This is a genomic window from Plantactinospora sp. WMMC1484, from assembly GCF_049315195.1.
Classification (GTDB): Bacteria; Actinomycetota; Actinomycetes; order Mycobacteriales; family Micromonosporaceae; genus Plantactinospora.
Window position 1 is genome coordinate 7695806 of the sequence record NZ_CP186055.1, and the last position, 25045, is coordinate 7720850.

Annotated in this window: 22 protein-coding genes, 2 pseudogenes and 1 riboswitch; of the genes and pseudogenes, 5 read left to right on the top strand and 19 right to left on the bottom strand. The window is 73.0% G+C overall.

Translation table 11 applies throughout. From position 1 onward, the window contains the following. Window positions 1-6 precede the first annotated feature (6 nt). Window positions 7-471: pseudogene (locus ACN28C_RS32955) on the top strand (GTP-binding protein); the annotation flags it as partial. Here ACN28C_RS32955 and ACN28C_RS32960 read toward each other — a convergent pair. From ACN28C_RS32960 to aztB, 7 genes and pseudogenes are all read right to left on the bottom strand, one after another. Beyond that, a pseudogene (locus ACN28C_RS32960) lies at window positions 462-872 on the bottom strand (DUF916 domain-containing protein); the annotation flags it as partial. The pseudogenes ACN28C_RS32955 and ACN28C_RS32960 sit on opposite strands and share 10 nt — an antisense overlap. A 204-nt stretch (window positions 873-1076) precedes the next feature. Next, on the bottom strand, window positions 1077-1358 hold the full coding sequence (locus tag ACN28C_RS32965; RefSeq protein WP_422774893.1) for a Fur family transcriptional regulator: 282 nt from the start codon (window positions 1356-1358) through the stop codon (window positions 1077-1079). A gap of 5 nt (window positions 1359-1363) precedes the next feature. Then, the gene (locus ACN28C_RS32970; protein WP_422771378.1) at window positions 1364-1552 is read right to left on the bottom strand and encodes a hypothetical protein; all 189 of its coding nucleotides are present in this window, start codon (window positions 1550-1552) and stop codon (window positions 1364-1366) included. A gap of 424 nt (window positions 1553-1976) precedes the next feature. Beyond that, window positions 1977-3158, bottom strand: coding sequence for a zinc metallochaperone AztD (gene aztD / locus ACN28C_RS32975; protein WP_422771379.1), 1182 nt, complete (start codon window positions 3156-3158; stop codon window positions 1977-1979). A gap of 76 nt (window positions 3159-3234) precedes the next feature. Further along, on the bottom strand, window positions 3235-4149 hold the full coding sequence (gene aztC / locus ACN28C_RS32980) for a zinc ABC transporter substrate-binding protein AztC (protein WP_422771380.1): 915 nt from the start codon (window positions 4147-4149) through the stop codon (window positions 3235-3237). Then, window positions 4146-5336 carry a hypothetical protein gene (locus tag ACN28C_RS32985; protein ID WP_422771381.1) on the bottom strand — a complete coding sequence of 397 codons (1191 nt, stop codon included), beginning with the start codon at window positions 5334-5336 and terminating at the stop codon, window positions 4146-4148. The genes aztC and ACN28C_RS32985 overlap by 4 nt, the downstream gene beginning before the upstream one ends. Continuing rightward, window positions 5333-6205 carry a zinc ABC transporter permease AztB gene (gene aztB, locus ACN28C_RS32990; RefSeq protein WP_422774894.1) on the bottom strand — a complete coding sequence of 291 codons (873 nt, stop codon included), beginning with the start codon at window positions 6203-6205 and terminating at the stop codon, window positions 5333-5335. The genes ACN28C_RS32985 and aztB overlap by 4 nt, the downstream gene beginning before the upstream one ends. 45 nt (window positions 6206-6250) lie before the next feature. On the opposite strand from aztB, the gene aztA reads away from it, so the two are divergent. Beyond that, window positions 6251-6895, top strand: coding sequence for a zinc ABC transporter ATP-binding protein AztA (gene aztA, locus ACN28C_RS32995; RefSeq protein ID WP_422771382.1), 645 nt, complete (start codon window positions 6251-6253; stop codon window positions 6893-6895). Here aztA and ACN28C_RS33000 read toward each other — a convergent pair. The 11 genes from ACN28C_RS33000 to ACN28C_RS33050 form a co-directional block, all read right to left on the bottom strand. Next, complete coding sequence (locus ACN28C_RS33000) at window positions 6881-7837, bottom strand: ABC transporter ATP-binding protein (RefSeq protein ID WP_422771383.1); 957 nt, start codon at window positions 7835-7837, stop codon at window positions 6881-6883. The two genes, aztA and ACN28C_RS33000, sit on opposite strands and share 15 nt — an antisense overlap. A gap of 46 nt (window positions 7838-7883) precedes the next feature. Next, a complete protein-coding gene (locus tag ACN28C_RS33005; protein ID WP_422771384.1) occupies window positions 7884-8939 on the bottom strand; it encodes a FecCD family ABC transporter permease in 1056 nt (351 codons plus the stop codon). Further along, entirely contained in the window at window positions 8940-9899 is a 960-nt protein-coding gene (locus tag ACN28C_RS33010) for an ABC transporter substrate-binding protein (protein ID WP_422771385.1), read from the bottom strand. After that, window positions 9896-11140, bottom strand: a complete 1245-nt coding sequence (locus ACN28C_RS33015; protein ID WP_422771386.1) for a TfuA-like protein — start codon at window positions 11138-11140, stop codon at window positions 9896-9898. The genes ACN28C_RS33010 and ACN28C_RS33015 overlap by 4 nt, the downstream gene beginning before the upstream one ends. Next, on the bottom strand, window positions 11133-12377 hold the full coding sequence (locus ACN28C_RS33020; protein WP_422771387.1) for a YcaO-like family protein: 1245 nt from the start codon (window positions 12375-12377) through the stop codon (window positions 11133-11135). The genes ACN28C_RS33015 and ACN28C_RS33020 overlap by 8 nt, the downstream gene beginning before the upstream one ends. Then, window positions 12370-13569, bottom strand: coding sequence for a YcaO-like family protein (locus tag ACN28C_RS33025; RefSeq protein ID WP_422771388.1), 1200 nt, complete (start codon window positions 13567-13569; stop codon window positions 12370-12372). The genes ACN28C_RS33020 and ACN28C_RS33025 overlap by 8 nt, the downstream gene beginning before the upstream one ends. Then, complete coding sequence (locus ACN28C_RS33030) at window positions 13566-14954, bottom strand: YcaO-like family protein (protein ID WP_422771389.1); 1389 nt, start codon at window positions 14952-14954, stop codon at window positions 13566-13568. The genes ACN28C_RS33025 and ACN28C_RS33030 overlap by 4 nt, the downstream gene beginning before the upstream one ends. 2 nt (window positions 14955-14956) lie before the next feature. Further along, window positions 14957-16291 (bottom strand): CocE/NonD family hydrolase, encoded by a 1335-nt coding sequence (locus tag ACN28C_RS33035; protein WP_422771390.1) that lies wholly within the window; start codon window positions 16289-16291, stop codon window positions 14957-14959. Further along, the gene (locus tag ACN28C_RS33040) at window positions 16288-17079 is read right to left on the bottom strand and encodes a hypothetical protein (RefSeq protein WP_422771391.1); all 792 of its coding nucleotides are present in this window, start codon (window positions 17077-17079) and stop codon (window positions 16288-16290) included. Before ACN28C_RS33040 ends, ACN28C_RS33035 begins: the two co-directional genes overlap by 4 nt. Before the next feature lie 205 nt (window positions 17080-17284). Continuing rightward, on the bottom strand, window positions 17285-19093 hold the full coding sequence (locus ACN28C_RS33045) for an ABC transporter ATP-binding protein (RefSeq protein ID WP_422771392.1): 1809 nt from the start codon (window positions 19091-19093) through the stop codon (window positions 17285-17287). Then, a complete protein-coding gene (locus tag ACN28C_RS33050; RefSeq protein WP_422771393.1) occupies window positions 19090-20826 on the bottom strand; it encodes an ABC transporter ATP-binding protein in 1737 nt (578 codons plus the stop codon). The genes ACN28C_RS33045 and ACN28C_RS33050 overlap by 4 nt, the downstream gene beginning before the upstream one ends. A gap of 120 nt (window positions 20827-20946) precedes the next feature. On the opposite strand from ACN28C_RS33050, the gene ACN28C_RS33055 reads away from it, so the two are divergent. From ACN28C_RS33055 to ACN28C_RS33065, 3 genes are all read left to right on the top strand, one after another. Next, the gene (locus tag ACN28C_RS33055) at window positions 20947-22197 is read left to right on the top strand and encodes an MFS transporter (protein ID WP_422771394.1); all 1251 of its coding nucleotides are present in this window, start codon (window positions 20947-20949) and stop codon (window positions 22195-22197) included. Between the two features lie 221 nt (window positions 22198-22418). Next, window positions 22419-22603, top strand: a riboswitch (cobalamin riboswitch). 176 nt (window positions 22604-22779) lie between these two features. Then, window positions 22780-23307 (top strand): iron chelate uptake ABC transporter family permease subunit, encoded by a 528-nt coding sequence (locus ACN28C_RS33060; protein WP_422771395.1) that lies wholly within the window; start codon window positions 22780-22782, stop codon window positions 23305-23307. Further along, window positions 23304-24098 (top strand): ABC transporter ATP-binding protein, encoded by a 795-nt coding sequence (locus ACN28C_RS33065; protein WP_422771396.1) that lies wholly within the window; start codon window positions 23304-23306, stop codon window positions 24096-24098. The genes ACN28C_RS33060 and ACN28C_RS33065 overlap by 4 nt, the downstream gene beginning before the upstream one ends. 520 nt (window positions 24099-24618) lie before the next feature. Here ACN28C_RS33065 and ACN28C_RS33070 read toward each other — a convergent pair. Further along, window positions 24619-24870: a DUF4194 domain-containing protein gene (locus tag ACN28C_RS33070; RefSeq protein ID WP_422774895.1), complete on the bottom strand. Its 252-nt coding sequence runs from the start codon at window positions 24868-24870 to the stop codon at window positions 24619-24621. Window positions 24871-25045 lie beyond the last annotated feature (175 nt).

Sequence of the window (25045 nt, forward strand, 5' to 3'; positions counted from 1 at the left end):
CTCGATTTGAAAGACGAGCGGATCACACTGGCGCACGGCTGCGTCTCCTGCACCCTCCGCGAGGACGTGCTGCCCACCCTGGCCCGCCTGGTCCACACCCACCCCGGCCGGGACCTGGTGCTGATGCTGCCCGAGGTGGTCGAACCGGAGGCGGTCGCCGCCGCCTGCGCGCACTGCCTGGTCGACGGCGCCCCGATCACCAACCTGCTCCGCATCGACTCCTACGTCACCGTGACCGACGCCGAACACCTACTCGACGGACTCGCCAGCACCGACGACCTCAAGACCCTCGACATCCACGCCGCCGACAACGACGACCGAGGACTCGCCGACGTCATCGTCCGCCAACTCGAATACGCCGACACCGTCGTCCTGTGGGGCCGCTCCGAGGAGGGCGCGTACGACACCGACCGCCTCGCCATCCTGCTGGCCCGGATGGTGCCGTGGGCGACACAGGTACGCGTCGACGGAATCGTCAGCGTCGGCGCGGTGAGTCGGACCCAGGAGCCCACGTCGACCGGCCGTTGCCCGCCGGGCAGCAGGTCGAACCCACCCTGCGGTGTAGTGACGGCGTCGCTGGCGTAGAGGCGCAGGGTGAGCGGCCGGGCGGAGTGGTTGGTCACCGCGACGTAGTCCGTCACCGTGGCGCCGGGGTCGAGTTTGTAGCCGAAGCTCGCCCGCCCGTTGGGTCCGGTCGGACTCGACGGGGTCACCCCCCAGGTCACCGGCTCCGGCTGGGCGGGCGCGCTGCCGCTCGGTGCCGGCGTCTGCGTCGGCGACGGCGCCGGTCCGGGCGTGGCGGCCACCGGGGCCGCGCCGAGCACGGCTGCGCCGACGGCGCTGGCGATGGCGATGGCGCTGGACAGACGCATGGTGGGTGACGGATCCGTTCGGATTGGGACGTGGCCGGCGCCGGGGTCGCCCGCCGTTGGGGCGCCTGTGGTCGCCGGTCGGGCTCGCGGCAGAGGTATGACTATAAGCACAACCGTCTTCGTTTCATCTGAATATCCGCCGCGTCCACGCAGGTCACCGGGGCGCCACATGACTTCGTACCTGCCGCCGTGCCTGCGCGCCGATCACCGCCCGCCGCCCGGTGCGCGGCGATCGGCGCGCAGGCACGTCCCACAAACCCCGTACAGGTCGCTGTGCTGCGGGTTGGGCACGAAGTCCTCGTCCGCGCGTACCTGCTGGAGCCAGCTGGTCACCGTGTCGCCGGACCGCTCCACGACCAACCCGCACACCTCGCACACCAGGTGGTGGTGCGGCCCGTCCCGGCAGTGCCGATAGGTCAGCTCCCCGTCGCGGTGGAAGACGTGCACCCGACCCGCGTCCGCCAGGGCGTGCAGGGTGCGGTACACCGTCGTCAACCGACGGTCCGACCGTCCGCGCGCAGCCGCTGGTAGATCGCGATCGCGCTCGCCGGGTGGTCATGACCATGCAGCGCGTCGAGCACCAGCCGGCGCTGGGCCGTCGGCGCCAGGCCGGCCGCCCGCAGCTCACCGATCAGCTCACGCTGCTGGTCCGGCCCGCGCCACCGGTGCACGCCCATCATGGCGCCACAGGGTGAGCCGATCGGGGCGCGCGGCCCTCGCGCGCGACCGGCGCGGCCACTCGGCCGTACCGGTCGGTCGACGACTCAGGGGCACCGCCTACGCGCCAGCACGCCAGGCAGGTCAGGGACCATGGCGCACAGGCCATACGGTAACGAAAACCAGGACCAACTGGTTCGCGATGGATTCTTGCCGGAGACCGGTGGGGCGCCGGCGACCCCGACTCCGGGGTGCCGGCGACCCCGACTCCGGGGTGCCGGCGTCACCGTCACCAGTTCGAGCGCACCCACCGCGTCGAGCCCGGTGGCGCCGCGACCGCTGCCGAGCGGCGCGGAGTGTCGCGCCGTCGCCGAGGCCGATGCCCGAGGTGCGGCCGGAGGGGCCACCGGACCGGCCGGACAATCTCCACCACCGGAAATCGGGACGTCAGTGTGCCGACAGCGTTCCGCTGATCTCGTTCGGAATCGCGTCGAGCGTCACCGATCGGACAACCTTGCCGGTGGCGAGGTCGAGCCGGTGCAACGTCCTGGTGGCCGGTTCGGTGATGTACGCGTCGTTCCCCCGGGCGAAGAGAGCCGGGCGTGGCTCCTGCCAGTTCATCGGCTCCTTCCACGCGGCGACCACCGGCCACGAGTTGGTCAGCTTCCCGGAGCTGGGATCGACCACGTGCAGCTTGCCGTCGGTCCCGAGGATCAGCCCCTCGCCCTGTGGACCACGGGCCAGCGAACGGAAGCTGTAGCTGGCGCCCGCCGGCATCGGCACGACCTGGATCTTCTGGGCGGCGGTGTCGACGAGCGCGAACTGCTCGGGGAACTCCCGTTCCGCGTCGGGGTCGATCTTGTAGTCACCGAGCAGGACCGGCGACTTCTCCGTGCCGACCTGGGTGGCGATGGCACCGTACGCCCGATCGCTCTTGACCTTGACGAAGGCGCCGTTCTTGAACAGCAGCACGCCGTCCTGGCAGCCGAGGGCCACGACCTCACCCTGCGCGACCGCCTCGCCGTGCACGCCGGGGCATTCCTCGCTGCGGGCGATCTCCTTACCGTCCTTGTCCACCGCGATCGCACCCGGGCGTGACTCCTCGGTGCCGAGGGTCACCACGAGGGTGCCGTCGGCGAGTTCGATGGCCACGCCGTGGTGTGGTTGGGCGGTCTTGTACTGCCGTCCCTGGGGCTTGCCGTCCGCGAGCGCCTTCGGGTCGAAGCTGTGCACCTCGCCACTGCCGTCGGTGAACAGGATGGTGCGGTCGCCGTGCAGCACCACGTGACCGGGTTTGGCGCCCGGGTAGGTGACGTCGGTCATCCTGCCGGCGACCGCGTCGAGCATCTGGAACCCGGAGTCGGTGGATACGACGACGTTGGTGTCGTTGCCGGCCGGGTTCACCCGGTTGAAGCCGGGCAGCGCCACGTTGTGCACCACCTCCAGCGCCTCGCCGTCGAGCAGGTAGATGCCGCCCTCGTAGGTGATCGCCACCGGCTCCTTCAGCGCGGCCGCGACGGACGGCCCGGCCGGCGATCCGTTCTCACCGTCCGTGCCGGAAGCGCACGCGGTGAGCGCCAGCGAGGCAGCCACCAGGGCGACCAGGCCACGCGATCTGCGATGAGTCACTACATCCTCCCAATATGAAACTGACAACGATTTTCATTAAAGCGTACCGGAGGGTTCCCGGACTCGACTCAGGGGGTCAGCCGGAGAGGCCGCCGATGATCGCCTCGGTGTTGAAGCGCATCATCTCCAGGTAACTCGGGGCGTCGCCGTCGGCCTTGCTGAGCGACTCGGAGTACAGGGCGATCACCCTCACCTTGATGCCGGCCTCCGAGACGAGCACCTCGGCCAGCCGCGCCGGCTGCGACGTGTCGACGAAGATCGCTGGTACCCGGTGTGCCCTGATGGCGGTGACCAGCGAGGCGAGGTCGGAGGCGCTCGGCGACGCGAGCGTGGTGCCGCTCGGGATGATCGCGCCGATGACCCTGAGTTCGAAGCGTTCGGCCAGATAGCCGAAGACGTGGTGGTTGGTGACCAGGACTCGGCGTTCCACCGGGATGTCGGCGAAGCGCCGCGCCAGGCTCGCGTCGAGCTCGCCGACCCTGCTCGCGTACGCGTGCGCACGCTCCCGCACCGCGCCGGTGTCCACCCCGTCGACGTGCCGCACGATCTCGTCGGTGAGTAGCCGCACCGCCGTGACCACCCGCGCCGGATCGGTCCAGAAGTGCGGGTCCGGTGCTCCGGCGGCGTCGCCGTCCCGGTACTCCATCGGTTCGATCCCCGCCCCCACCTCGACGGTCTCGACGCCCTGGCCCTTCGCCGCCTCGACGTGCCGCAGGACGCCCTCTTCGAGCCCCAGACCGTTGTAGACGACCAGATCGGCCGTCTGGATGGCGTGCGCCTCGCGGGCCGAGATGGCGAACGAGTGCGGGTCGGCGTTCGGCTTCATCAGCACCCGCACCTCGGCCTGGTCGCCGACGATCTCGGTGACGACGTCGCCGAGGATGTTCGTGGTCACGACGATGTGCGCGCGATCGGGCGAGGTGCAGGCGACGCCGCCGACCAGCAGGCCGGCGGTGACGGCGAGCGCCGTCACCAGTTTCCGTGTTCTCATCGGCCGACCTCCAGGGCAAGATCCGGTCGTTCGGCGACCGGTAGCGTACGGGCGGTGCGCAGCCTGTCGCGATAGTCGATCTCGTGGATGACCCGGGCCTCCGGATCGGCCAGGTAGGCGCGATCGACGTCCAGCGTCAGGCTGACGGCGCGCAGCGGCTTCTCGGCGAGGACTCTGCCGGTCTCGAGGTCGTAGCTGATCAGCACGTCGGACGCGTCGAGCGCGAGCACCGTACTGCCGTCCGCGGGCGACGCGACGGCCACCAGTTCGCGACCGGTGGCCGGCACGTACCGCAGGCTGGCCTTGGCCGCGTTCACCGACCAGATGCCGGTGCGGTCCGCCAGCGCGGCCTCGTTACTGCGCGGGCGGTACCCGAACCCGTTCGGCGACACCGGGGTACGCGGGGAGGCCAGCACCTTGGCGGTGAGCTTGTCGTCTTCCCGCTTGACGCGTACGAGACTGTCCGCACAGGCGAGGACGGCGCCGCCGCGCAGGGCCGCCCAGCCGCGCGGTGCCGCGCAGGGCGTCTGGAGGGCGCCGGTCGGCCGGCCCTGCGTGTCCATGGCGACGATCCGGTCGGCCGGCTGTCGCGGGTCGTCACCGACGGCGACGAGGAGCTGGCCCGCGTACGGTACGGCCAGCGCGGTGGAACTTGTGGAGTCGATCGTGGCCAGCCTGACCAGCTTGCCGGCTTCGAGTTGCCGGCGGTCGAGGATCGTCACCTGCCCGTCGGCGGTGCCGATCGTGGTGTGGGCCGCGAAGCCGGCGATCGTCCGGATCGGGGCGTCCAGGGACAGCGTGCCGACGGACCGGGCGGCCGCCCGGTAGTAGTGGACGTGGTCGGTGTGGTCGACCGTCCACACTCCGGAGTCGAGGACCTCCAGCGTGCGGTCGCCGTCGTCGACGTAGACGAAGCGGCCGTCCTCGGTGAGCCGTTCGGCGCCGACCGACAGCCCGATCTCCTTCTCCGTCCCGGTGCCCAGGTCGAACAGGCGCAGCCGCTGGGCACCGCGGGGGGCGTACGCGATGGCCGACTGCGCCTCGGACAACTCCTCGGCGCCCTCGACGTAGCCGTGCGGCGTCTCCTCGACCAACTCTGGATGGCCGGTCGAGCCGCACGCGGCCAGCGTGAGCGTGAGGCCCAGGCTGACCGCGCCGAGAAGGCGCCCGGCCCTGCTGATGATCACTGACTTCCTTCCGGTGTGGGATTGGCGGTGGGTGCCGGCGACCGATGACGCTGTACCGCTGCCGTGATCCGGCGGGTGCCGAGAATCGCGAAGAACATCAGTACGGCGACGGCGGCGATGGTGGCCCCGGCGGCGGTCGCCGCGTACCAGGAGATCCAGAGGCCGATCACGGTCGCGGCCGAGCCGATACCGAAGCTGGTGAGCATCACCGCCGGGAGACGACGCGCGACGAGCATCGCCGCCGCCGAGGGCGCGATCAGCATCCCGAAGGCGAGCAGTGTGCCGACGACGCTGAAGGCGACCGCCATCGTGATGGTGAGCAGGGCCAGCATCACGGCGTTGGCGATGTCCGGGCGCAGGCCGAGGGTCCGCGCCTTGCGAGGATCGAAGGTGAGCGCCAGGAACGGCCGGTAACAGACGGCGGAGGCGACCGCGACCACTGTCAGCGCGGCGGCGAGCAGCAGCAGGTCGGGCCACCGGATCGCCAGTACGTCGCCGAACAGGAACGCGGTCAGATCGGTCGCGAACGACCGCGAGTGCGAGACGACGATCACCCCGACCGAGAGCATCCCCACGAAGAGCAGCCCGATGCTGGTGTCGCGCCCGAACTCGCGGCTGTGCCGCAGCGCGTTGACGCCGACCGCCATGGCGAACGCGCTCGCTGCGGCACCGACGACGAGGCTGCCACCGAGAATCGACGCGATGGCGACCCCGGGCAGCATGCCGTGGCTCATCGCCTCGCCGAGGAAGGTCATCCCGCGGGCGATCACCCACACCCCGACCAGCGCGCAGACGGCGGCCAGCAGCACCCCGCCGACCAGTGCGCGGACGACGAAGGACACGGTGAACGGTTCGAGCAGCGACGCCATCACCTGCCCTACTATAATGCAACTGAAAATCGATGTCCTTAAGGGATGACGTTGAGCATCGAAGTCCTGACCGCCGAGCACGTGGCCTTCGGGTACGCCGGCACCCCGGTTCTGCACGACGTGAGCCTGCGCGTGCAAGCCGCGTCCATGGTTGCCGTGACCGGCGCGAACGGCTCTGGCAAGAGCACCCTGCTGCACCTGCTGGCCGGGGTCGAGACACCGACGTCCGGCAGCATCCGGCGCCGATCCGGCTGCCGACTGGCCCTGCTCCCGCAACGCACCGGCGACATCGACGCGCTTCCGATAACCGTGGCCGAATGCGTACAGATCGGACGCTTCACTCCATGGCGACGCCTCAACCGTAGTGACCGCGCCGCAGTCGCCACGATCATGGAGCGGCTGGACCTCGGTCCCCTCGCCCGCAGACGGCTCCGCGAACTCTCCGGCGGGCAGCGCCAACGCACCCTTCTCGCGCAGACGCTCGTCCAGGTCGCCGACATCTACGTCCTGGACGAACCCACCGTCGCCCTCGACGAGGCAAGCCGGCTACACGTCCACGACCTGCTCGCCGAACGGGTCCGCGCCGGCGCGGCGGTGATCTTCGCCAGTCACGACGCCACCGAGGCCACCCTCGCCGACCGCACCGTCCGACTCGCGGGCGTCACCGGCGGCACCCTACTCACCACCTGAAACCTCCGGCACCTGGACGGAACCTCTTTGCCCGGACCGCTCGGGGACCTGGACGGGAGCTTCCTGCCCGGAGAGCTTCGGGACCGGAACGGAAGCTTCCTGCCCGGACCGCCTGCCTCGGCGGTGCGCCGGTTCCGGTAGCCGCAGGCGCAGCCGACCGTTGTCGTCGACGCCGACCTCGGCCGCGACACCGTAGACGTCGTGCAGTAGCCGGTCGGTGAGGATGTCCTCCGGCGGGCCGGCGGCGGCGACCGTGCCCTCGTGCAGCACGACGAGCCGATCGCAGTACGCGGCGGCGAGTTCGATGTCGTGCAGAGCGGCGACGACGGTGACACCGAGGCCACAGACCAGGTCCAGGACCGCCAGTTGATGGGCGAGATCCAGATGGTTGGTCGGTTCGTCGAGCAGCAGCAGCCGTGGTTGCTGGGTCAGCGCCCGGGCGAGTTGGACCCGCTGGCGCTCCCCACCGGAAAGCGTGGCCACCGACCGGTCGGCGAGGTCGTCCAGGCTGCACCGCCGCAGCGCCTCCGCGACGATCCGCTGGTCGTCGGCGCCGACGCCGCCGAGCGCGGACTGGTGCGGCACCCGGCCCAGCGCGACCAGGCCGGTGACGGTGTGTTCGAGGTCGGTCGGGATGTCCTGGGTGAGTACGGCCACCTGGCGGGCGACCTGCCGGGCGGGCTGCCGCCACACGTCGACCCCGTCGACCAGAACCGTGCCGCCGGTGGGGCGGTTCCGCCGGTAGACGCAGCGCAGCAGGCTGGACTTGCCGCTGCCGTTGGGCCCGAGCAGCCCGACGATCTCGCCGGGCTCGACGGCGAGGTGCACGTCGCGGACGATCGTCCGGCCACGGGGTCCCCAGCAGACGCCGTCCAGTTCGAGCCGGGCCGGCGTGCGGTGGTCCGGCACGAGATGGTCCGGCGTGAGGTCGGTCGCTGTCACGAGCGTGCCCCGGTCACGAGCCTGCCCGGTCACGAGCGTGTCCCGGTCACGAGCGCGCCCTCCGGAGCAGGTAGAGGAAGAAGGGGGCGCCCAGGAGCGCGGTGATCACACTGATCGGCACCTCGTCGGGGTCGTTGACGACGCGGGCGGCCAGGTCGACCCAGACCAGGAAGACCGCCCCGGCGAGGGCTGCCACCGGCAGCAGGCGCCGGTGGTCAGGGCCGACGAGCAGCCGCATGGTGTGCGGGACGATGAGGGCGACGAAGCCGATGCCGCCGGTGACCGAGACCAGGCTGGCGGTGACCAGGGCGCAGCCGACGACGAGCTGACGGCGTACCCGGTCTCCGTCCACGCCCAGGCTGGCGGCGGTGTCGTCGCCGAGAGTCAGCGCGTTGAGCCGGGTGATGTTGGTGACGAACCAGATGCCCGCCGCCCCGGTCACGGCGGCGGCGACCGGCAGGTGACCCCACTCGGTGCCGGCCAGCCCGCCGAGCGTCCAGTGCAGCGCCGAGCGGACGTCCCGGTCCGGTGTGGTGAGCACGACGTACTGGGTGACGGCCTCGCAGAGCGCGGCGACGGCGACCCCGGCCAGGATCAGCCGTACCGTGCTGGTGCGGCCGAGGGCGAGGACGGCGGCGAAGGCGGCGATCGCCCCGACGAACGCCCCGGCCGGCACCGAGACGAGGCCGAGTGGGGCCAGACCGATCAGCATCACGCTGACGGCGCCGAGCGACGCACCGGAGGTGACCCCGATGATGTACGGGTCGGCCAGCGGGTTGCGCAGCACGGCCTGGAGTACGGCGCCGACCAGCGCCAGCCCCGCGCCGGTGATGGCACCCAGCAGTACGCGCGGCAGCCGGATCCCCCAGACGATCGCCCGGTCCGGGCCGAAGATCCCGGTACCGTCGGCGACGCCGAGTTCGTGTCCGACGACGCGCCACACCACGTCGAGCGGAATGGCGACCGGGCCGAGGCTGACGGCCGCGGCGACCGAGGCGACCAGCCCGGCGGCCAGTACGGTGAGCCAGCCGGCGAGCGGAAGACGACGCGCCCCGGCCCTGGTCGCGGCGACCAGGGCGGGGGCGGCGGTGCGGGCGGTCACTCAGCCGAGTCCGGCGACGATGGTCCGCAGGGCCCGGCCAGAACGCAGGCCCGGCTGGTTGTCGTTGACCGGAACGACGATGAACCTCTTCTCCTTGACCGCGGTGACGCCCTGGATCGGCGGGTAGCCGCTCAGGAAGGTGATCGCCGCGTCGGCCGGTTCGAAGGCCTGGTCCTCGATGAGGATCGCGTCCGGATCGCGCTTGACCAGCTCCTCCCAGTTGACCTGGCCGAATCCGGTGGTCTCGGGAAAGGCGTTGCTGGCGCCGGCCCGGCGCAGCAGGTCGTCGACCAGCGCCTGGGCTCCGGGGGTGGTCGGCTTCTCCTTGCCGCCGGAATAGACGAACACCGTCGGGTTACCGGCGACCGGCTTGACGGCGTCGATCTCGCCGCGCAGCTTCGTGACCAGCTCCTCGGCCTTCTCCGGAGCGCCGAGCAGGTCGCCGAGGTTCTTCAGGTCCGTGTAGGTGTCGTCGACGCTGGCCTTGTGGCCTGCGCAGGCACCGGAGAGCAGGTACGAGTTGACCCCCTCCTCGGCGAGTTTCGCCCGGTCACCGAGCGCCTTGGGTCCGTAGTCGTCGGAATAGGCGCTGACGACGAGTTCGGGGCGGGCGGCGAGCACGGTCTCCTTCGACGGCGGCGGGAACGCCTTCTCGGCGATGATCTGCACACCCTGCATCTCGCCGGCGTACTCCGGCAGCAGCTCGCCCGGAGCGACCGTGCCGACCAGCCGGTCACGCTGCCCCAGCGCCAAAATCATTTCTGTCGCCGGGGTGCTGGATGTGACGATGCGCTGCGGCGCCTGCCGGTAGGTGTACTGCTGGCCGCAGTTGGTGAGCGTCTGCGGCGCGGCGGCGTCGCCGGTCGCGGCGGTGGTCGGCCCGGCCGGGTCGCCGCAGGCGCTCAGGGTCGCGGCCAGGGAGAGGGAGAGAACCCCCGCGACGATCGTATGTCTTCTCATTGTCGTCCTTCTTTCTCGTACAGCAGGTGACGCAGGGCGGCCCGGCGGAGCCGGTCCGGGTCGGGTACGCCGAGGGCGTCGGCGACGACGTCCGCGGGACTGTCCGGGGGTAGCCCCGCCCGCCCGGCGCACCACGACCAGACGTCGGCGTCGGTCAGCCCGAGGGCGGCCGGTTCCGGGGTACCGCCGAGGCGTTCGCAGCAGGCGGCGACGTCGCGGGCCCGGGCCAGGCGTCCCGGTAGCTGTCCCCACAGCCGCAGCGTGTCGATGATCGCCGCGGGCAGGCGGTCCTCCACGGCGGCGCAGGTGTGCACCAGTGCGGCCTGGTCGGCCGCCAGTTCGCCGAGGGCGTCGGCGTCGAGGTCGGCGAGCGCGTCGGCCGGCACGTGTTCGCGTAGCCGGTCCACCCATTCCGCGCGTGCCCCACCCGTCGGGCGTGGCCCGGTGCCGACGGCGACGAGGCGCAGCGTCGCGGCCTGGGCCAGGTCGGGATAGTCGCCGTCCAGGTGGACGCCGTCGAGCAGGTCCGCCTCCACCGCCGGATCCAGGGCGGACGCGGGGCGGGCGAGCTGGAGGTGTTCGGTCCGCTCGACGCGGGGCGGTACGGCGGGTGGGTGCACGCCGCCGCCGGCGATCAGGTCGAGCAGGGCGCGGGCGTCCGCCGCCTTCACGTCGCGCCGGCCGGTCTTGAGCCAGGTGGCGAACCCGGGCGGGGCGAGCGGGAGCAGCGCCGGCCAGCGCCGGTGCGGGTAGTGCAGCCGCTTGGCGGCGGTGAGTATCCGGTCGCCGGCCTGCGGCCCGAGTACGCCGTCGGCGACCGCCGCCGCGACGGTGGCGCGGATGTTGACCATCGCTTCGCTGACCGGTCGGTGGCCGTCGTCCGGGCCGAGGTGCGCGACCGCGACCTCGTCGTCGTCGGTCAACTGCCCGTCGCGCACACTCCGGTAGATTTCGCCGACGCCGACCATCCCGAACGGTGCGAGTTCGGCGGCGCGCAGCGCACCCATGCTGGCCGCGCCGGCCACCGCTACGCCGCGTTCAAGGGCGTACAGGATCTCCTTGTGCCAGACAGCGGGGACGCGCTCGTAGACGCCGTCGATGATGGCGAGAAGCCGGGGTCGGGCGGCGAGGGCGCGCAGCACGTCCCCCTGGGCGACCGGTGGTAGGACCTCCGCGTCGAGCCGCCGGCCGACCTCGTCGGCGGGCAGGGTCGGGCCGACGAAGACGACGATCTCAGCCACGCCCCGTCACCGCCCTGGCGCGCTCGCCGGGCAGGGTGCCGCCGCCGGTCAGCGCGGTGATCCCTTCGAGCCCCGGCACCACCACCTTGAACACCGGTATCCCGGTGTCCGGGCGGGTGAGGTCGACGGCGACCGGCTCGGCGATCCCGGCCGCGGCCAACCGCTCCAGCAGCCAGTCCAGGTCGGCGCGGAGAGTGTCGTTCGTGACCCCCCAGCCGGTCGGCCAGGCCCGAACGTCGCGGGCGGCGTCGCGGAGCTGGTCGCGTACCCGGGTGGCGGTCTCCACGTCGACGGCGGCGGAGTAGTCGTCCCGACGGACGTCGTCGCGGGCGCCGGATATCGTGATCAGCCGGCTCTGCGCCGCCTCGGTGACCGCCCGGGAGAGCGCCACCTCGGCACAGGGGTGGCAGCCGAGGCCGGCGGCGGGCGGCAGTGGTCGGAACGGGTCCGGCTCGGCCTCGACCAGGTAACACAGCACGGCCGGTACACCGATGTCGGAGCTGATGTCGTACAACGCGATCTCCGTTCCTGCCGCGACGCAGCGGTCGAGCAGTTCCCGGGACTCGGCCCCGGTGACGCTGGCCGGATCGATCCGGGTGCCGGTCTGGTCCGTCAGCTCCCACAGCGCGGCGGCGTCCCGCTCGATCACCTCGCACAGCGCGTGCACGATCGCCTCGATGGCGGTGTTGCCGCTGGCCAGTCCGTTGGAGTCGCGGGACAGGCCGGCCGGGGTGAGCCCGGCGGGCAGGGTCAGGTCCAGTCCCACGACGTCGTACGGCACCCCCACGGGGGCGCCGTCGCGCACCCGGTGCCCGGCCGCCCAGAGCAGCGCCGTGTATTCGTCCACGGCGGACGTCGTGGTGCGGGGCAGCGTCCACGGTGCGACGGCGCGGGGCAGCTCGGCGTGCCGGGCCAGCCGCAGCGGCAGGTCGACGCGTTCGGCGTGGTCGTGTTCGAGTGCCTCCATCACGGCCGAGACCCGGCTGGCCAGCGGGGTGGCGCCCTTGCCCTGGCTGACGGCGAGGCTGCGCGAGTTGGGTCGGTAGGCGGTGGCGACGGGTATGCCGATGATGTCCAGGCCGGTGATGTCGGCGACCCGGGTGACGCCGACGTCCGGCAGCAGCGGTGTGACCCGTCGCCAGGTCTCCTCCAGGGTCGCGGCGCGGTGCGTGCCGTGCCGCTGCGCCTTGGCGGTGACGGGTTCGGTGAGCCAGGGGGTGGTTTTCGGTTCAGACATGGGGCACCGGAAGGAGGCAGGGGCGGTCGGGAAGGGGATCGGCGCCCGCGCCGAGGAACGGGAAGGCCGCCGGTGCCGTCGAGCGCAGGCCGGGCACGACGACCCGGACGACCGCGTAGCCGGCGGTGGCCACGTCCGGGGTGGTGAGGTCCACGGTGAGCGCGGCGAGGCCACGGGCGGCGAGGACGGTGTCCAGGTCGGGGCAGGTGGACGCCCAGCCGTGGCGTTCCGGGACGGGAGCACCACCGGCGAGCCGGTGGGTGACGGCCTCGGCGATCCGGGGATCGGCGAGCAACTGCGCGTGGCAGACGATGTCGGTGGCGTCGGAGAGGTCGGGGGCGTACGCGTCGCCGTACCGGCGGTCCGGCCGGTACGGCTGCAGCGGCTGCCAGTCCAGGGCGCCGTCCGCGACCAGCCGTACGGTGCACAGGCTCTGGCACGCCTCGGCGGCGGCCTTGGCGGCGGCGGAGTCGGCGTCGTCGGCCAGCGCGCAGCCGACCCCGAGCAGCCCGTCCCCGTCCTGCACGACGGCCAGGACCACGGGTGCGGAGAGCAGGTTCGGCACGGCCCGTAGCTGTCCGGGGAAGCCCGGAACGCTGGGCCGCAGGAGCGGGAACCGGGTGCCGGCGTGCCAGCAGGTGGCCAGGGCATGCCGTTCGACGACCTCGGCCAGCGCGGCGGCCCGAGCCCGTTCCGGCGTCGGCCCGGCCGCCACGCCGGCCGCCACGGGCAGGTGCGGCGCCACTCCAGACAGATGCGCAGCCGCGTCGGTGGGCGATGCGGCGAGCATGCAGAGCGACGCCGGCACCCAGGCCCGCTCCTGGTGCGGGTCGGTGCCGGCGAGCCAGCCGATCGGATCGGTCCGGGCGATCCCGGTGAACGGGACGGTCTGGTCGGGGCGGTACAGGGCGAGCAGGTCCGGATCGACCGCCCGGCGGCCGCGTTCCGTCATGCCGTGCCAGGTGTCCAGCCTGGGCGGCTGCGGGGTGCGGTGCCCGCAGTAACGCTCTGCCGCCTCGCCGAGGGCGGCGGCGGTGGCGGCGTCCGGGGAGGTCCACGACGCTCCGGAGACGGTGGGACGCCCGCCAGCTGGGCCGAGCCAGGCGAGGTCGGCGTGCGTGACGTGTAGGCCGGCCGGCAGGCGTTCGTGGTACAGCGCGGTGACGAGGCCGGTCCGCCGATCGGTGATCATGTGTGCGGTAGCGGGACGCGGTTGACGTCCGCCTCGGCCAGCGGCGCCGTGCGCAGGCCGAGCCGGACCGGGTCGGTGTAGAGCCGGCTGCCGCCGAGGAACGGGAAGGCCGCCGGCGGGTTGCCGTAGGTGCCGGGGGCCACCACCCGGACGACGGCCACCCCGGCGGCCTCGGCGTCCGGGGTGGTCACGTCCACGGCGACCGCCTCGATGTCCTGGCCGGCCAGCCGGCGCAGGTAGCCGGCCCGGATGTCGCCGGCGAGGTGCGGCAGGTCGTCGAGGCGGACCACCTCCTCACCGCCGGTGATCGGGTCCAGGTGTGCACGCATGGCCGGGTCGAGCCAGAGCTGGCCATGGCAGCCGAGGTCCAGCACGTCGGACCAGTCCGGGCGGTAGGAGCGGGTGTAGCTTCGGTCGGCCCGCCAGGGGTGGAAGATCGTCCCGTCGATGAGTCCGGCGCCGGCCGCTTGCCATATCTCGCCGTCCGGGTCGAGCAGGCCGAGGGCGTACCGGCGCAGCGTCACCGCCTCGGCGAGGGCCTTGGCCACCGCGGCGGCGGGTTCGGGTCGGGCGGCGACCCCGAGGGCGGTGATCTGCAGTTCGGGGTCGTCGATCAGTACGCCGAGGACGGAGACGTCGAACACGGTCGGGATGGCGACCACCCGGTAGCGAATGTCGGCGGAGGTGCCGGCGGCGCGGGCCCAGCCGGAACCCCGTTCCGGGTCCGGGACCAGCAGGCGGGCCAGTGCCGGGTGGGCCACGTCGACCGGGCGGGCGGGGATCCTGTTGGCCCACCAGACGACGGTGGCGTCCCGTTCGATCACCTCCTCCAGGGCGGCGGTCTCGGCGGCGGCGCGGGTCGGCCCGGCCGCCAGCCCGGAGAGCATCGAGAAGTTGGTACGAGGTTCGTCCGCACGCGGCGGCAATAGCCAGTTGACGTAGACAAGCGACGCCGGCACCGCCGTCGGGATGCCGTCGGACAGCCGGTAGCCGGTCGTCCACAGCACCTCGAGGTCGCCGGTGAAGGGCTGGAACGGGAAGTCGGGCTGCGCGTACTGGGCCGGCGAGTGCAGTGCCAGTGTCGTCGGGTCGACGGCGTGCTCTCCGGCGGCGAGTAGTTGCCGATGGCTGGCCCGGCGCAGCCCGGCGGGGACGAAGTTGCCGCAGTAGCGTTCGACCGCCTCCCCCACGGCGGCCCGGTGCGCGTGTTCCGGGTCGGCGAACGCGGTGCCAGTGGCGACCCGGTCCGCCGGCCACGGCAGGTGGCGCATCATGTCGGCGACGTCCGCGACGACGATGTCGAGGCCGGACGGCCACCACTGTTCGGCCGGCAGCCGGACGGTGCCCCGTACCACGCCGGTCCGGGTGTCGATCAGCGCCTCCACGGCTACCGCTCCTCGGGTAGGGGCGCGCGCAGGACGATCCCGTCGACGGTGAGCGTCGCCGGCGCGGGCGGGCGGGGATGTCTCGGATAGCGGCTGGTGGTCAGTTCCAGCCGCAGCCGGTGTCCTGCGGGAAGGTCGACGGCGACCGGACGGCAGTCGATCTCGACCGCCCACGGGCCGCTGGGAACCGCGGTGACGCCGTCAGTCAGCACCGTCCGGATCCCGGCCGGGGTCTCGTGCACCAGGGTGGCGACGAGCTGCGACGGGGCGTCCGAGCGCCCGGAGATCAGGCAGACGGCGTCACCGTGGTAGCTCAGCGGCCCCGGCACGTTGGACACGAGGGCGCCGGGGAGGTCCGTGAGCCGGCCGAGATCCGCCGAGTGCGGCAGCGACGGGTACGGCCGTGCCGGGTCGGCGGTCAGCACGCCCGGTTTCCCGGTGAGCAGGGTCCGGACGGGTGCCGCCGTCGTCACCGGGGAGCCGTCGCGCCAGACGCCGCTGCCGAGCCAGAGCGTCCGGCAGCGGTGCAGCGCCCCGGTGAGCCACCGCAGGGTGAGGGTCGACGGGTCCGGCTCGACCGGTACGTCGATCGCGCACTCCTCGGCGAGCTCATGGGTCAGCGGGGAGACCCAGCCGCCGACGTGGCAGGTGGGCTCGGTGGCGAGGACGGCATGCCGCAGGGTCGCCGTCACCGATCGGCAGTACCAGCTGCCGAGGTGCAGCGACGGCGCCCGGCATGCCGCCACCGCCTGCTCGACGCGCCCCGCCGGGGCCGCGGCGGCGGTGGCGTGCGGCGGCCACGGCCGGATGTCGACCGGCCACCGGCCGGGCAGCTCCGCGTCGTCCAGCGGCAGTTCGGTGACGGCCGTCGCCAGCGGGGTCAGGCCGGGATGGCCTATCCGGCCGCTGCCGTGCTCGGTGCGCCACCACAGTTCACTGTCGACCGGTGGGGACGCGTCGCCGGGTGGCCACGGCTGCCGGCTGACCACTCCCGCCACCGCCGGATGACCGCTGGCGCACCACGCCGCGTACGCCTCGTATCCGGTGCCGCAGAGCACCACCCGCCCGTTCGACCAGGGCGCTCCGGTGACCCAGTCGACGGTGGCGTGCCCGTCGGCGGTCTCGTCGGCTCCGGCGACGAACTCGCCGTCGGAACGGAACCGTCCACGGACGTCCTGCAGCGCCACGGCGAAGCCGGCCGACGCGTACGCCGACGCTTCCGGCCACAGCCCCGGCGTGCCGTACGGGGTCCGCACCAGCACCGTGGTCGCCGACTCCTCGGGCAGCCACACGTCGGTGGCCAGCCCACGGACGTCGACCCCGAGTCTGATGTTCACGGCGCCTGCACCATCAGGTCGGGCGGCACCGGCAGCACCGGGTGCCGGCGCAGCACTCCGCTGGCGGGGTCCAGCCCGTACTGGGTCCGCTCCCCGGGCACGGGGCGGCCGGCCAGATAGGCGCGGACATCCGCGGCGATGAGGCCGGCGACCACGGCCGCACCGGCCGGGTCGGGCGGCCCGGCCGGGCGCCCGCCGGAGTCGAGCCACGCCCAGTAGGCCAACAGCTCGTCCGGGAACGGGCTGGCGGCCAGCCGTCGCAACCGCAGGTCGGCGTAGCTCGGTCCGGCACCCGGTACGGAGAGCGGCCCGGCGTACCAGCGTCCACCCTCGGCGTAGCCACGGTGCCAGGCGATCCCGGCCGCCGCGCACTCGGCGTCCAGCCGGCACCAGCGGCCGTCGGGCAGCCAGTCGGCGCACGCCACGACCAGCGCCGCGCCGCCGATGCCGTCGGTCCGCTTCGCGTCCAGCAGCTGGCCGAGCTGGTCGACCAGCACACCGTCACCCAGCAGGGCCACCGGCCCGGCAGGGGCCTCCGGTTCCTCGGCGAGCAGCGCCTCGTCGGCCAGCACGTCGAGCAGTCCGGCGGCATCGGGATCCCGCGCGACCGCCGCGTCCGGGGAAAGGTCGCCGGAGAGCAGCGACGCGACCAGGTCCCGGCGGTCCGGCTCGACGTCGATGGTGATGAAGTCCTCGCCCGGCGTGACGAGCAGGAAACCGTCGGCTGTGGGAACGACACCGGCGCCCCGCGAAAGACGCAGCGGGCGGTCGGCCAGGGACCAGTCCATAGCTCCTCGTCAGGGATCTAGGCTTGCGGGAGGGGTGCGTGGGCGTCACATCCGCCCACGCACCCCCGGTTCACCGGCTCAGCGGAGCCGGCTCGGCGTCACCGCTTGCGCCAGGCGACGCTGGCGTTGCGCAGCGTGGCGTGGTTCGACGTGTGCACCGAGGCACGGACCGTCTGCACCTTCAGCTTCTCGACCTTCACGTGGGTCACCTCCCTTCCGGACTCGTGGACGGTTGTTCCGACGGGACCGCCGCCAGTAGTGCGTCGGCGTCCCGTTGGCTCGCGATGAGCGCGGCATAGCTGGGGCAGCGCTCCAGCAGCACCTCGTGCGGTGCCACGTCGACGATCTGTCCGTGCTCGAGGAGCGCGACCAGGTCGGCGGTGCGGATGGTGGCCAGGCGGTGGGCGATGACCAGGGTCGTGCGGCCGGCCCGCAGCCGGTCCAGCGCCGCGCCGATCTCGCGTTCGCTGAGTACGTCGAGCTGGCTGGACGATTCGTCGAGGACCAGGATCGGGGCGTCGCGCAGCAGGGCACGGGCCAGCGCGACCCGTTGCCGCTCGCCGCCGGAGAGCCGAGCGCCGCGCTCGCCGACGACCGTGTCGAGCCCGTCGGGCAGCCGGTGCAGCACCGGTCGCAGTTGCGCGGCGGCGCAGACCTCGTCCAGGGCGGCGCCGCTCGCCTCCGGTGCGGCCAGCACCAGGTTCTCCCGGAGGGTGTCGTGCAGCAGGAAGACGTCCTGCGGCACGTACGCGACCAGCCGCAGCAGGGCCTGCAGGCGGTACTCCCGGATGTCGACTCCGTCGACCCGCAGCACACCGCGCTGCGGGTCGAACGCGCGCAGCAGCAGGTTCGCCATGGTGGACTTGCCGGCACCGGTCGCACCGACCAGTGCCACCGTGCTTCCGGCCGGGATGGTCAGGTCGGCGCCGCGCAGCACCCAGGACTCGTGCTCGCCGTAGCGGAACCACACCCCGTCGAAGGTGACGGTGCCGGCGGTGGCCGGGGCGTCGCGCGTTCCGGTGTCGGCGACCACCGCCGGCTCTTCCAGCAGGTCGAAGACCCGGTCCGCCGAGGACGAGGTCAGCCCCCAGATCCGGGTGACCTTCAGCAGGGTCAGCAGTGGCGTGAACGACTGGGTGGCGAACACGGTGGCGGCCACCAGCGTCGGCACCTCGACGCCCCGCCACACGGCGGCGGCCAGCACCGACACCGTGCCCGCGCCGGTCAGGGCCGCGCACACCGCCTGCTCCAGCCCGCCGCGTACGGTCTGCCGCCGCTGCGCCTCCGCCAACTCGGCGCTGGCCTCGGCGATTCCGACCCGGGCGTCCTCGCCGCGGCCGAAGGTGAGCACCTCGCGGATGCCCTGCACCAGATCCACCGTCCGGGTGCCGACCAGCGCGTGCAGGTCCCGTACCCGCCGGCCGTGTGCGGCGTTGCGGCGGCGCAGCGCGAACGGCACGGTGGCGACCAGCAGTAGCCACGGCGTCAGCGCCAGCGCCAGCGGCCAGGCGACGACGGCCAGCCCGGCCAGCGCGACCGGTGGCAGGATCAGGGCGACCGCGATGTAGATCGAGGTGTGTGCGTAGAAGATCTCCAGGCTCTCCGCGTCACGCAGGGCGACCGCGGCGAGATCGCCCGTGCGACGCTTGACCAGTCCGCCGGGCGCGATCCGCTCGAAGGCGCGGTAGAGCCAGTACCGGACCTCCGCCAGCAGCCGGAACGACAGCTCGTGGGAGATCCACGCCTCCAGCCAGTTGGCCAGCGCCTGCATCACCATCAGGGCCAGGGTCAGCAGCGCCAGCGGCCAGAGCCGGGAGGTGGCCGCCCCGGTCAGCGCCAACCCCACCAGGTAGCCGCCCAGGGTCAGCGCGGCGATCCCGGCGCCCTGGTTGAGCACTCCGAACAGAACGGAGAGCGCGTAGGGGGATCGGTACGCGGCCAACACCCGCAGCAGTCCGGCCGTGCCGCGCCGGCCCGGCCCGGTGTCGCCGAGCAGCCCCGGTTGCCAGCTCACCGTGCCGCCCCCGCGTGCACGGCGACCAGTCGCGACCATGCCCCGCCGGTCGCGAGCAGGTCGTCCGGGGCGCCGTGCTCGACGACCCGGCCGCCGTCGAGCACCGCCACCTGGTCGGCGCCGGCCACCGTGGAGAGCCGGTGCGCGATGACCAGCGTGGTACGCCCCGCCGTCGCCTCGGCCAGCGCCGTCCGCAGCCGCTCCTCGGTCGCGCCGTCCACACTGGAGGTCGCCTCGTCCAGGACGAGGACCGGGGCGTCGGCCAGCAGGGCGCGGGCGATGGCCAGCCGTTGCCGCTGCCCGCCGGAGAGCCGTGTGCCGCGCTCGCCGACGACCGTGGCGTAGCCCTGCGGCAGGGCCGCGATCTCGTCGTGGATCCGCGCTCTGCGGCAGGCCGCCGTCAGGTCGGCGTCGCTCGCCTCGGGGCGGGCCATCCGCAGGTTGTCGGCCACACTGCCGTGGAACAGGTACGCCTCCTGGCTCACCACCGCGGTCAGCGCCCGCGCCTGTCGCAGCGGGAGGTGCCGCAGGTCGACGCCGTCGACCTCGATGGCACCGCTGCCCGGGTCGTGGAAGCGTTGCAGCAGGGCGGCCAGGGTCGACTTCCCGGCACCGGAACGCCCGACCAGCGCGGTGGTGCGGCCGGCCGGCAGGGTCAGGTCGACCTCCACCAGCGCCGGCTGGGCGGAGCCGGGATACGTGAAGCTGACCTGTCGGAACCGCACCTGCACCGGTCCGCCGTCGCCGCGCACCGCCCGCGCCTCGGCCGGTTCGCCGACCGGCACGGGCGCGTCGAGCAGGGCGAAGATGCCGTCTGCGGCAGCCATCCCGGAGAACCCCTCGTGCCAGTAGTTCTGCAACTCCAGTTGCGGCCGGAACGCCTCGGCGGCCAGCAGCAACACCAGCAGTACGGCCGCGGCGTCCACCGCCCCGTCGGCGTGCCGCAGCCCGGCTACGGCGACCGCCAGCGCCGTTCCGGCTGTGGTGATCAGGGCGGTGGCGACGTACACCGTCGCCGAGGCGGCCAGGTCCCGCATCGTCGCCCGGTACACCCGGGCCGCCTCCGCCCGCAACCGCTCGCCGTACCGGGCACTGGCGCCCAGCGTCTTGAGCGTGGTCATCCCGTAGAGGGCGTCGAGCATCTTGGCGGCGAACGCCTCGTACGCCGCCCAGTGCGCCTTGCCACGCCGGCCGAGCAGGCGCCGGAACACCGGCCGCGCCAGCGGCAGCAGCGCGACCGCGACGCCGACGATCACCGCACTGACCGGGTCGACGACGGCCAGGACCGTCACGACCAGCGCCGGCCCCACGACGCTCACCACCGCCTGCGGCAGATAGAAGCCGACGTACGCGTCGAGCGCCTCCACACCGTCGGCGACGGCGGTGTGGATGGTGCCGACCGGGCGGGCCGACGTCCCACCGGGACCGAGTGCCAGCAGCCGGCGCGTCAGCCTGTCGCGCAGCCGCAGTTTCACCAGCGCGGCGGTCCTGGTCGCGGCGAGGTCGCGTACCCAGAGCAGCGTGCCGCGGGCGGCGACCGCGAGCACCGCGACCGCCAACGGTGCGGTGAGGTGCCCGACGGCCTCGCCGTCCACCGCCCGGCGCAGCGCCTCGGCCAGAGCGACGGCCATCACGACGGCCGCACCGGTGGCGCTCAGCGCACAGGCGACGGTGACGGCGACCGGTCCGGGCGCCTCGGCCACCAGGCCGAGCAACCGCCGCCGCACCAGCACAGCAACTCCTCCCGTCGGTGATCCCCCGATCACCGATCGTGGGCCCGCTCCACCATGCCAGCACCTGAAAATGGTTGTCAACACCTTGGTTATGGACTTCAATTTCACTAGGCTCGGCGCGTGACCGCCGTCGCCGCTCCCGGCATGCTCCGCGTCCTCTCCGCCCGCACCGAGTTCCGCTGGCTGTGGCTGGGAAACCTGATCAGCGTGTGCGGAGGCTGGTTCAGCGCCGTCGCGGTGTTCGCGATGGTCTACCAGCACACCGGCGCCGGCCTGGCCGCCGGCGCCACCCTCGCCCTGCGGTACCTGCCCGGCGTCCTGATCGGAGGCTTCGCCGGCGTCCTCGCCGACCGGATGGACCGGCGCACCCTCATGGTCGTCACCGACCTCGCCCTCGCCGGCTTCGCCGCCGCCTTCCTGCTCGCCGACAGTCCCCGGTGGATCTGGCTGGTCTATCCGCTGACACTCGTCTCGGCCGCGACGAGCTTCACCTTCCAGGCCGCCCGCAACGCCTGGATGCCGAGCCTCGTCGAGCCCGACGAGTACGTACTGTTCGGCGCCCTGGTCCAGGTCAACGGCCTACTGCTCCAGGCGCTGGGCGGCCTGGCCGGCGCAGCGGCGGTGACCCTGTTCGGCTGGCGGTGGGCCTTCGTCATCAACGCCGCGTCGTTCGTCGTCTCCACCCTGTGCACCCTGCGCGCCCGAGGCGGCCAGCGTCACGGCGACACCGGGAGCGCCCGGAAGGACGGCATCCTGACCGCCCTCGCCGCCGGCATCCGACACGGCCTGCGGCACCGGCAGATCCGCGCCCTGCTGGCCGTCGAGGCCATGTTCTGTCTCGGCCTCGGCGCGACGATCGTCACCATGACCTTCCTCGCCACCCGCACCTACCAGCTCGGCGCCGGCGGCGTCGGCTGGTTCTACGCCGTCCAGGGGATCACCGGAGCGGCCGTCCTGCTGTCGGCCGCTGCCCGCATCCAACGGCTGCCCGCCCGGGGACAACTGACCGTACTCGGCCTCTCCTGCCTGGGCGAGGGCCTGGCCACCATCGCGTTCGGGTTGGCACCCGCGGTCGGCTTCGCCCTCGCCTGCTGGGCGGTCGCCGCCGCCGCCGACGTCCTGTACGGTCCGGTGGCCATCGCCGTCCTGCTGCGCCACGCCGACAACGCGATGCGCGGCCGGCTCATGTCCCTGTGGACCGCCACCGCCACCGCAGCCCTGGCCCTGTCGTCCCTGGTCGGCGGCATCCTGGTGGACCGGCTTCCGCCCGGACTCGTCGCCGTCGGAGCCGGCCTGCTGATGGCGGTCGCCGGCGGAACATGGTTGGTGCTGCTCGGCCGAGGCCAGCTCGACACGTCCGTTCAGCCGTGAACGGCGGCGGCGCGGCCACCCTCCGCTTCCGCCGACCGCGCCGCCCGCGCCAAGCCGCCCTTCGCCTCTGCGTGGGGCCCTCCGCCTCTGTCTGGGGCGAAGACATCCCGGGGCTGCGCGCCGCGCTGTCCCGCGTCGGCCGGCCCGCACGCCACGGTGATTCCCGACGTGACCCGCGCCTCGCCGGATGCCGCCCGGACGGGACTCCCCACCGGGGCGATTAGCATGGGCCCCGCCGTGGTGTTCGGGAAGCCGGTGTGAAACCGGCGCGGCCCTCGCCACTGTGAACGGGACAGCCGTCGGCCCTCGTCGGGCAACGAGGTCACTGGGCGCGATTCGCCTGGGAAGGCCGGCCGGCGGCGCACCGCCCGTCAGCCAGGAAACCGGCCACGGCACCGACGACCCGTCCACGAGGTGCTGGAAGGCGGTCTGCGATGCGCGTGCGCGCTGTGCGGTCCCTCATGTCCTGGCGCGTTGCCGCGCCACTGTCCGTCATGCTCGTCGCCCTGTCCGGCTGTGCCGGCGGCGACGCCGAACCCGAGGCGGGCTCCGGCAGCGGCGCGGCCACCGTCACCAACTGCGGTGTCGGGGTACCGACCGGTACCCCGCACCGTTAACGTCTACACCGCCGAGCAGGCTGCGGTCTGGCTCTCCGGCAGCCTTGCCGGCCGGTCCTGGGGGCACGTACTGCCGGTGGTGCTCGCGGTGGCGGTGCTGCTGCCGGTGGCGTTACGGCTGGCCGCGTCGCTGCGCGCCCTCGAACTCGGCGACGACCTGGCCCTCGCCCTGGGTACCCGAGCCGAACCGGCCCGGGTCGGGCTGCTCGCCACGGCGGTCGTCCTAGCGGCCGTGGCGACGGCGGCAGCCGGCCCGATCGCGTTCGTCGCCCTGGCCGCGCCGCAACTGGCCCGCCGCCTCGTCCGCGAGCGCGGGCTCGCCCTGGTCACCTCGGCCGCGGTCGGTGCCGCGCTGCTGGGCTGCGCGGACCTGGCCGCCCGCCGGGCCCTCGCTCCGACCGAACTGCCCGTCGGGGTGCTCACCACGGTCCTCGGCGCCCCGCTGCTCGTCTGGCTGCTGTCCAGAGCCAACCGCGTCGGGAGGACAGGATGACCGAACTATGCGCCGCCCGGCTCGGCCTCGGCTACCACGGCCGCACCGTGGTCACCGGTCTCGACCTGCGGATCGCGCCCGGCCGGATCACCGCCGTCGTCGGGCCCAACGCCTGCGGCAAGTCGACGCTGCTGCGCGGCCTGGCCCGGCTGCTCCGCCCGGACACCGGCACGGTGCTGCTCGACGGCCGCGACATCCACCGGCTGCCGACCCGCGAGGTCGCCGCCCGCGTCGGCGTACTGCCGCAGCAGCCCGTCGCCCCGGACGGCATCACCGCCGGTGACCTGGTCGCCCGGGGACGACATCCGCACCAGACGTGGCTGCGGCAGTGGTCGGTCGCCGACGAACAGGCGGTCAGCACCGCCCTGGCCGCCACCGGCGTCACCGACTTGGCCGACCGACCCGTCGACGAACTCTCCGGCGGCCAGCGACAACGCGTCTGGATCGCCCTGGCCCTCGCCCAGGACACCGACCTGCTGCTGCTCGACGAACCGACCACCTTCCTCGACCTCGCCCACCAACTCGAGGTCCTCGACCTGCTCACCGACCTCAACACCGCCGGCCGCACGGTCGTCGCCGTGCTGCACGACCTCAACATGGCCTGCCGTTACGCCCACGAGATCGTCGCGATGCGCGACGGCGCCGTACTCGCCCAGGGTCCGCCCGCCGAGGTCGTCGACGCGCGACTGGTCGAGACGGTGTTCGGCGTACGGGCCCGCGTCATCACCGATCCGACGACCGGAACACCACTCGTGCTGCCAGAGCCGCGAACCACCCGGAGCACCCCGTGACGGCTTCCGGCGGTGCGGCCTGACAACCCGGCGGACGGGTGACTACTTCCGCTCAGACGGATCCACCGGTCACCGCCGGCAGATGTGCGAACCCGTCCCGACCGTACGCCCGACTCCTGGCTCGACCGCGCGGTGACTTCGCCGGCCGGCGCCAGAACAGGCAGGGTATCCATTGATTACCGTCGATATTTTCTAGCGTCAATCATCACTTCCCCCCTTCCCCGACCAGATGAATCCACCACCGTCGATCCTGACACCGCCGCAGATGTCGCTGCCGTGCCGGATCGTGCGGACGGCCTTTGCGAAGGACCCTCGGCAAGGGCGCACGAGACGGCGCCGCGCTGCCGTCGGTGGGATGCGCTCCACTGGACGCGTCATCCTCCCCTTGTGACGGCGTCGCAGAGTGCTGAACCCGCCAGGCGCCGTCAGCAGATGCCGCGCGTCGACGACACCTCGCCGCACAGCCGCAGCAGCCGGAATCCGGGCGTTGCCGCGACGGCGTCGGCCGGGCTCCGATCGGTCACCGCGCCCCCGCCGTGGTCCCCGACAGCTCGGCGGCGTACTCGACGAGCCGGGCGTCGAAGTCGGCCAACCACTGCCCGTCGACGAACGCCTTGATGATCCGCCGCACCTCGTAGCTCGCTTCCCCGTCGTTCAGCCGACGGAGGAACCCCAGCTCGACGACCTTGTTGAGATGGGTGTCGATCTGGTCGATCAGCCGGCCGCACGGCCGCGTCAGCGGCGACTGGGCTAGCTCACATGATGGCGTTATTGATCACGATAACCGGTTGCACTTACAGTATGGGCCGCCCCTGCCGGTATCCGGCGCCGAAGGACGGGCAGGCGGCCGATACCCACCTCGCCTAGCTGCGGAAGTGAACGCATGACCAGATTGATGCAACCACCCGACCGACAACGCCCGAGCACCTCGGCAGGTCTCCGGTGGC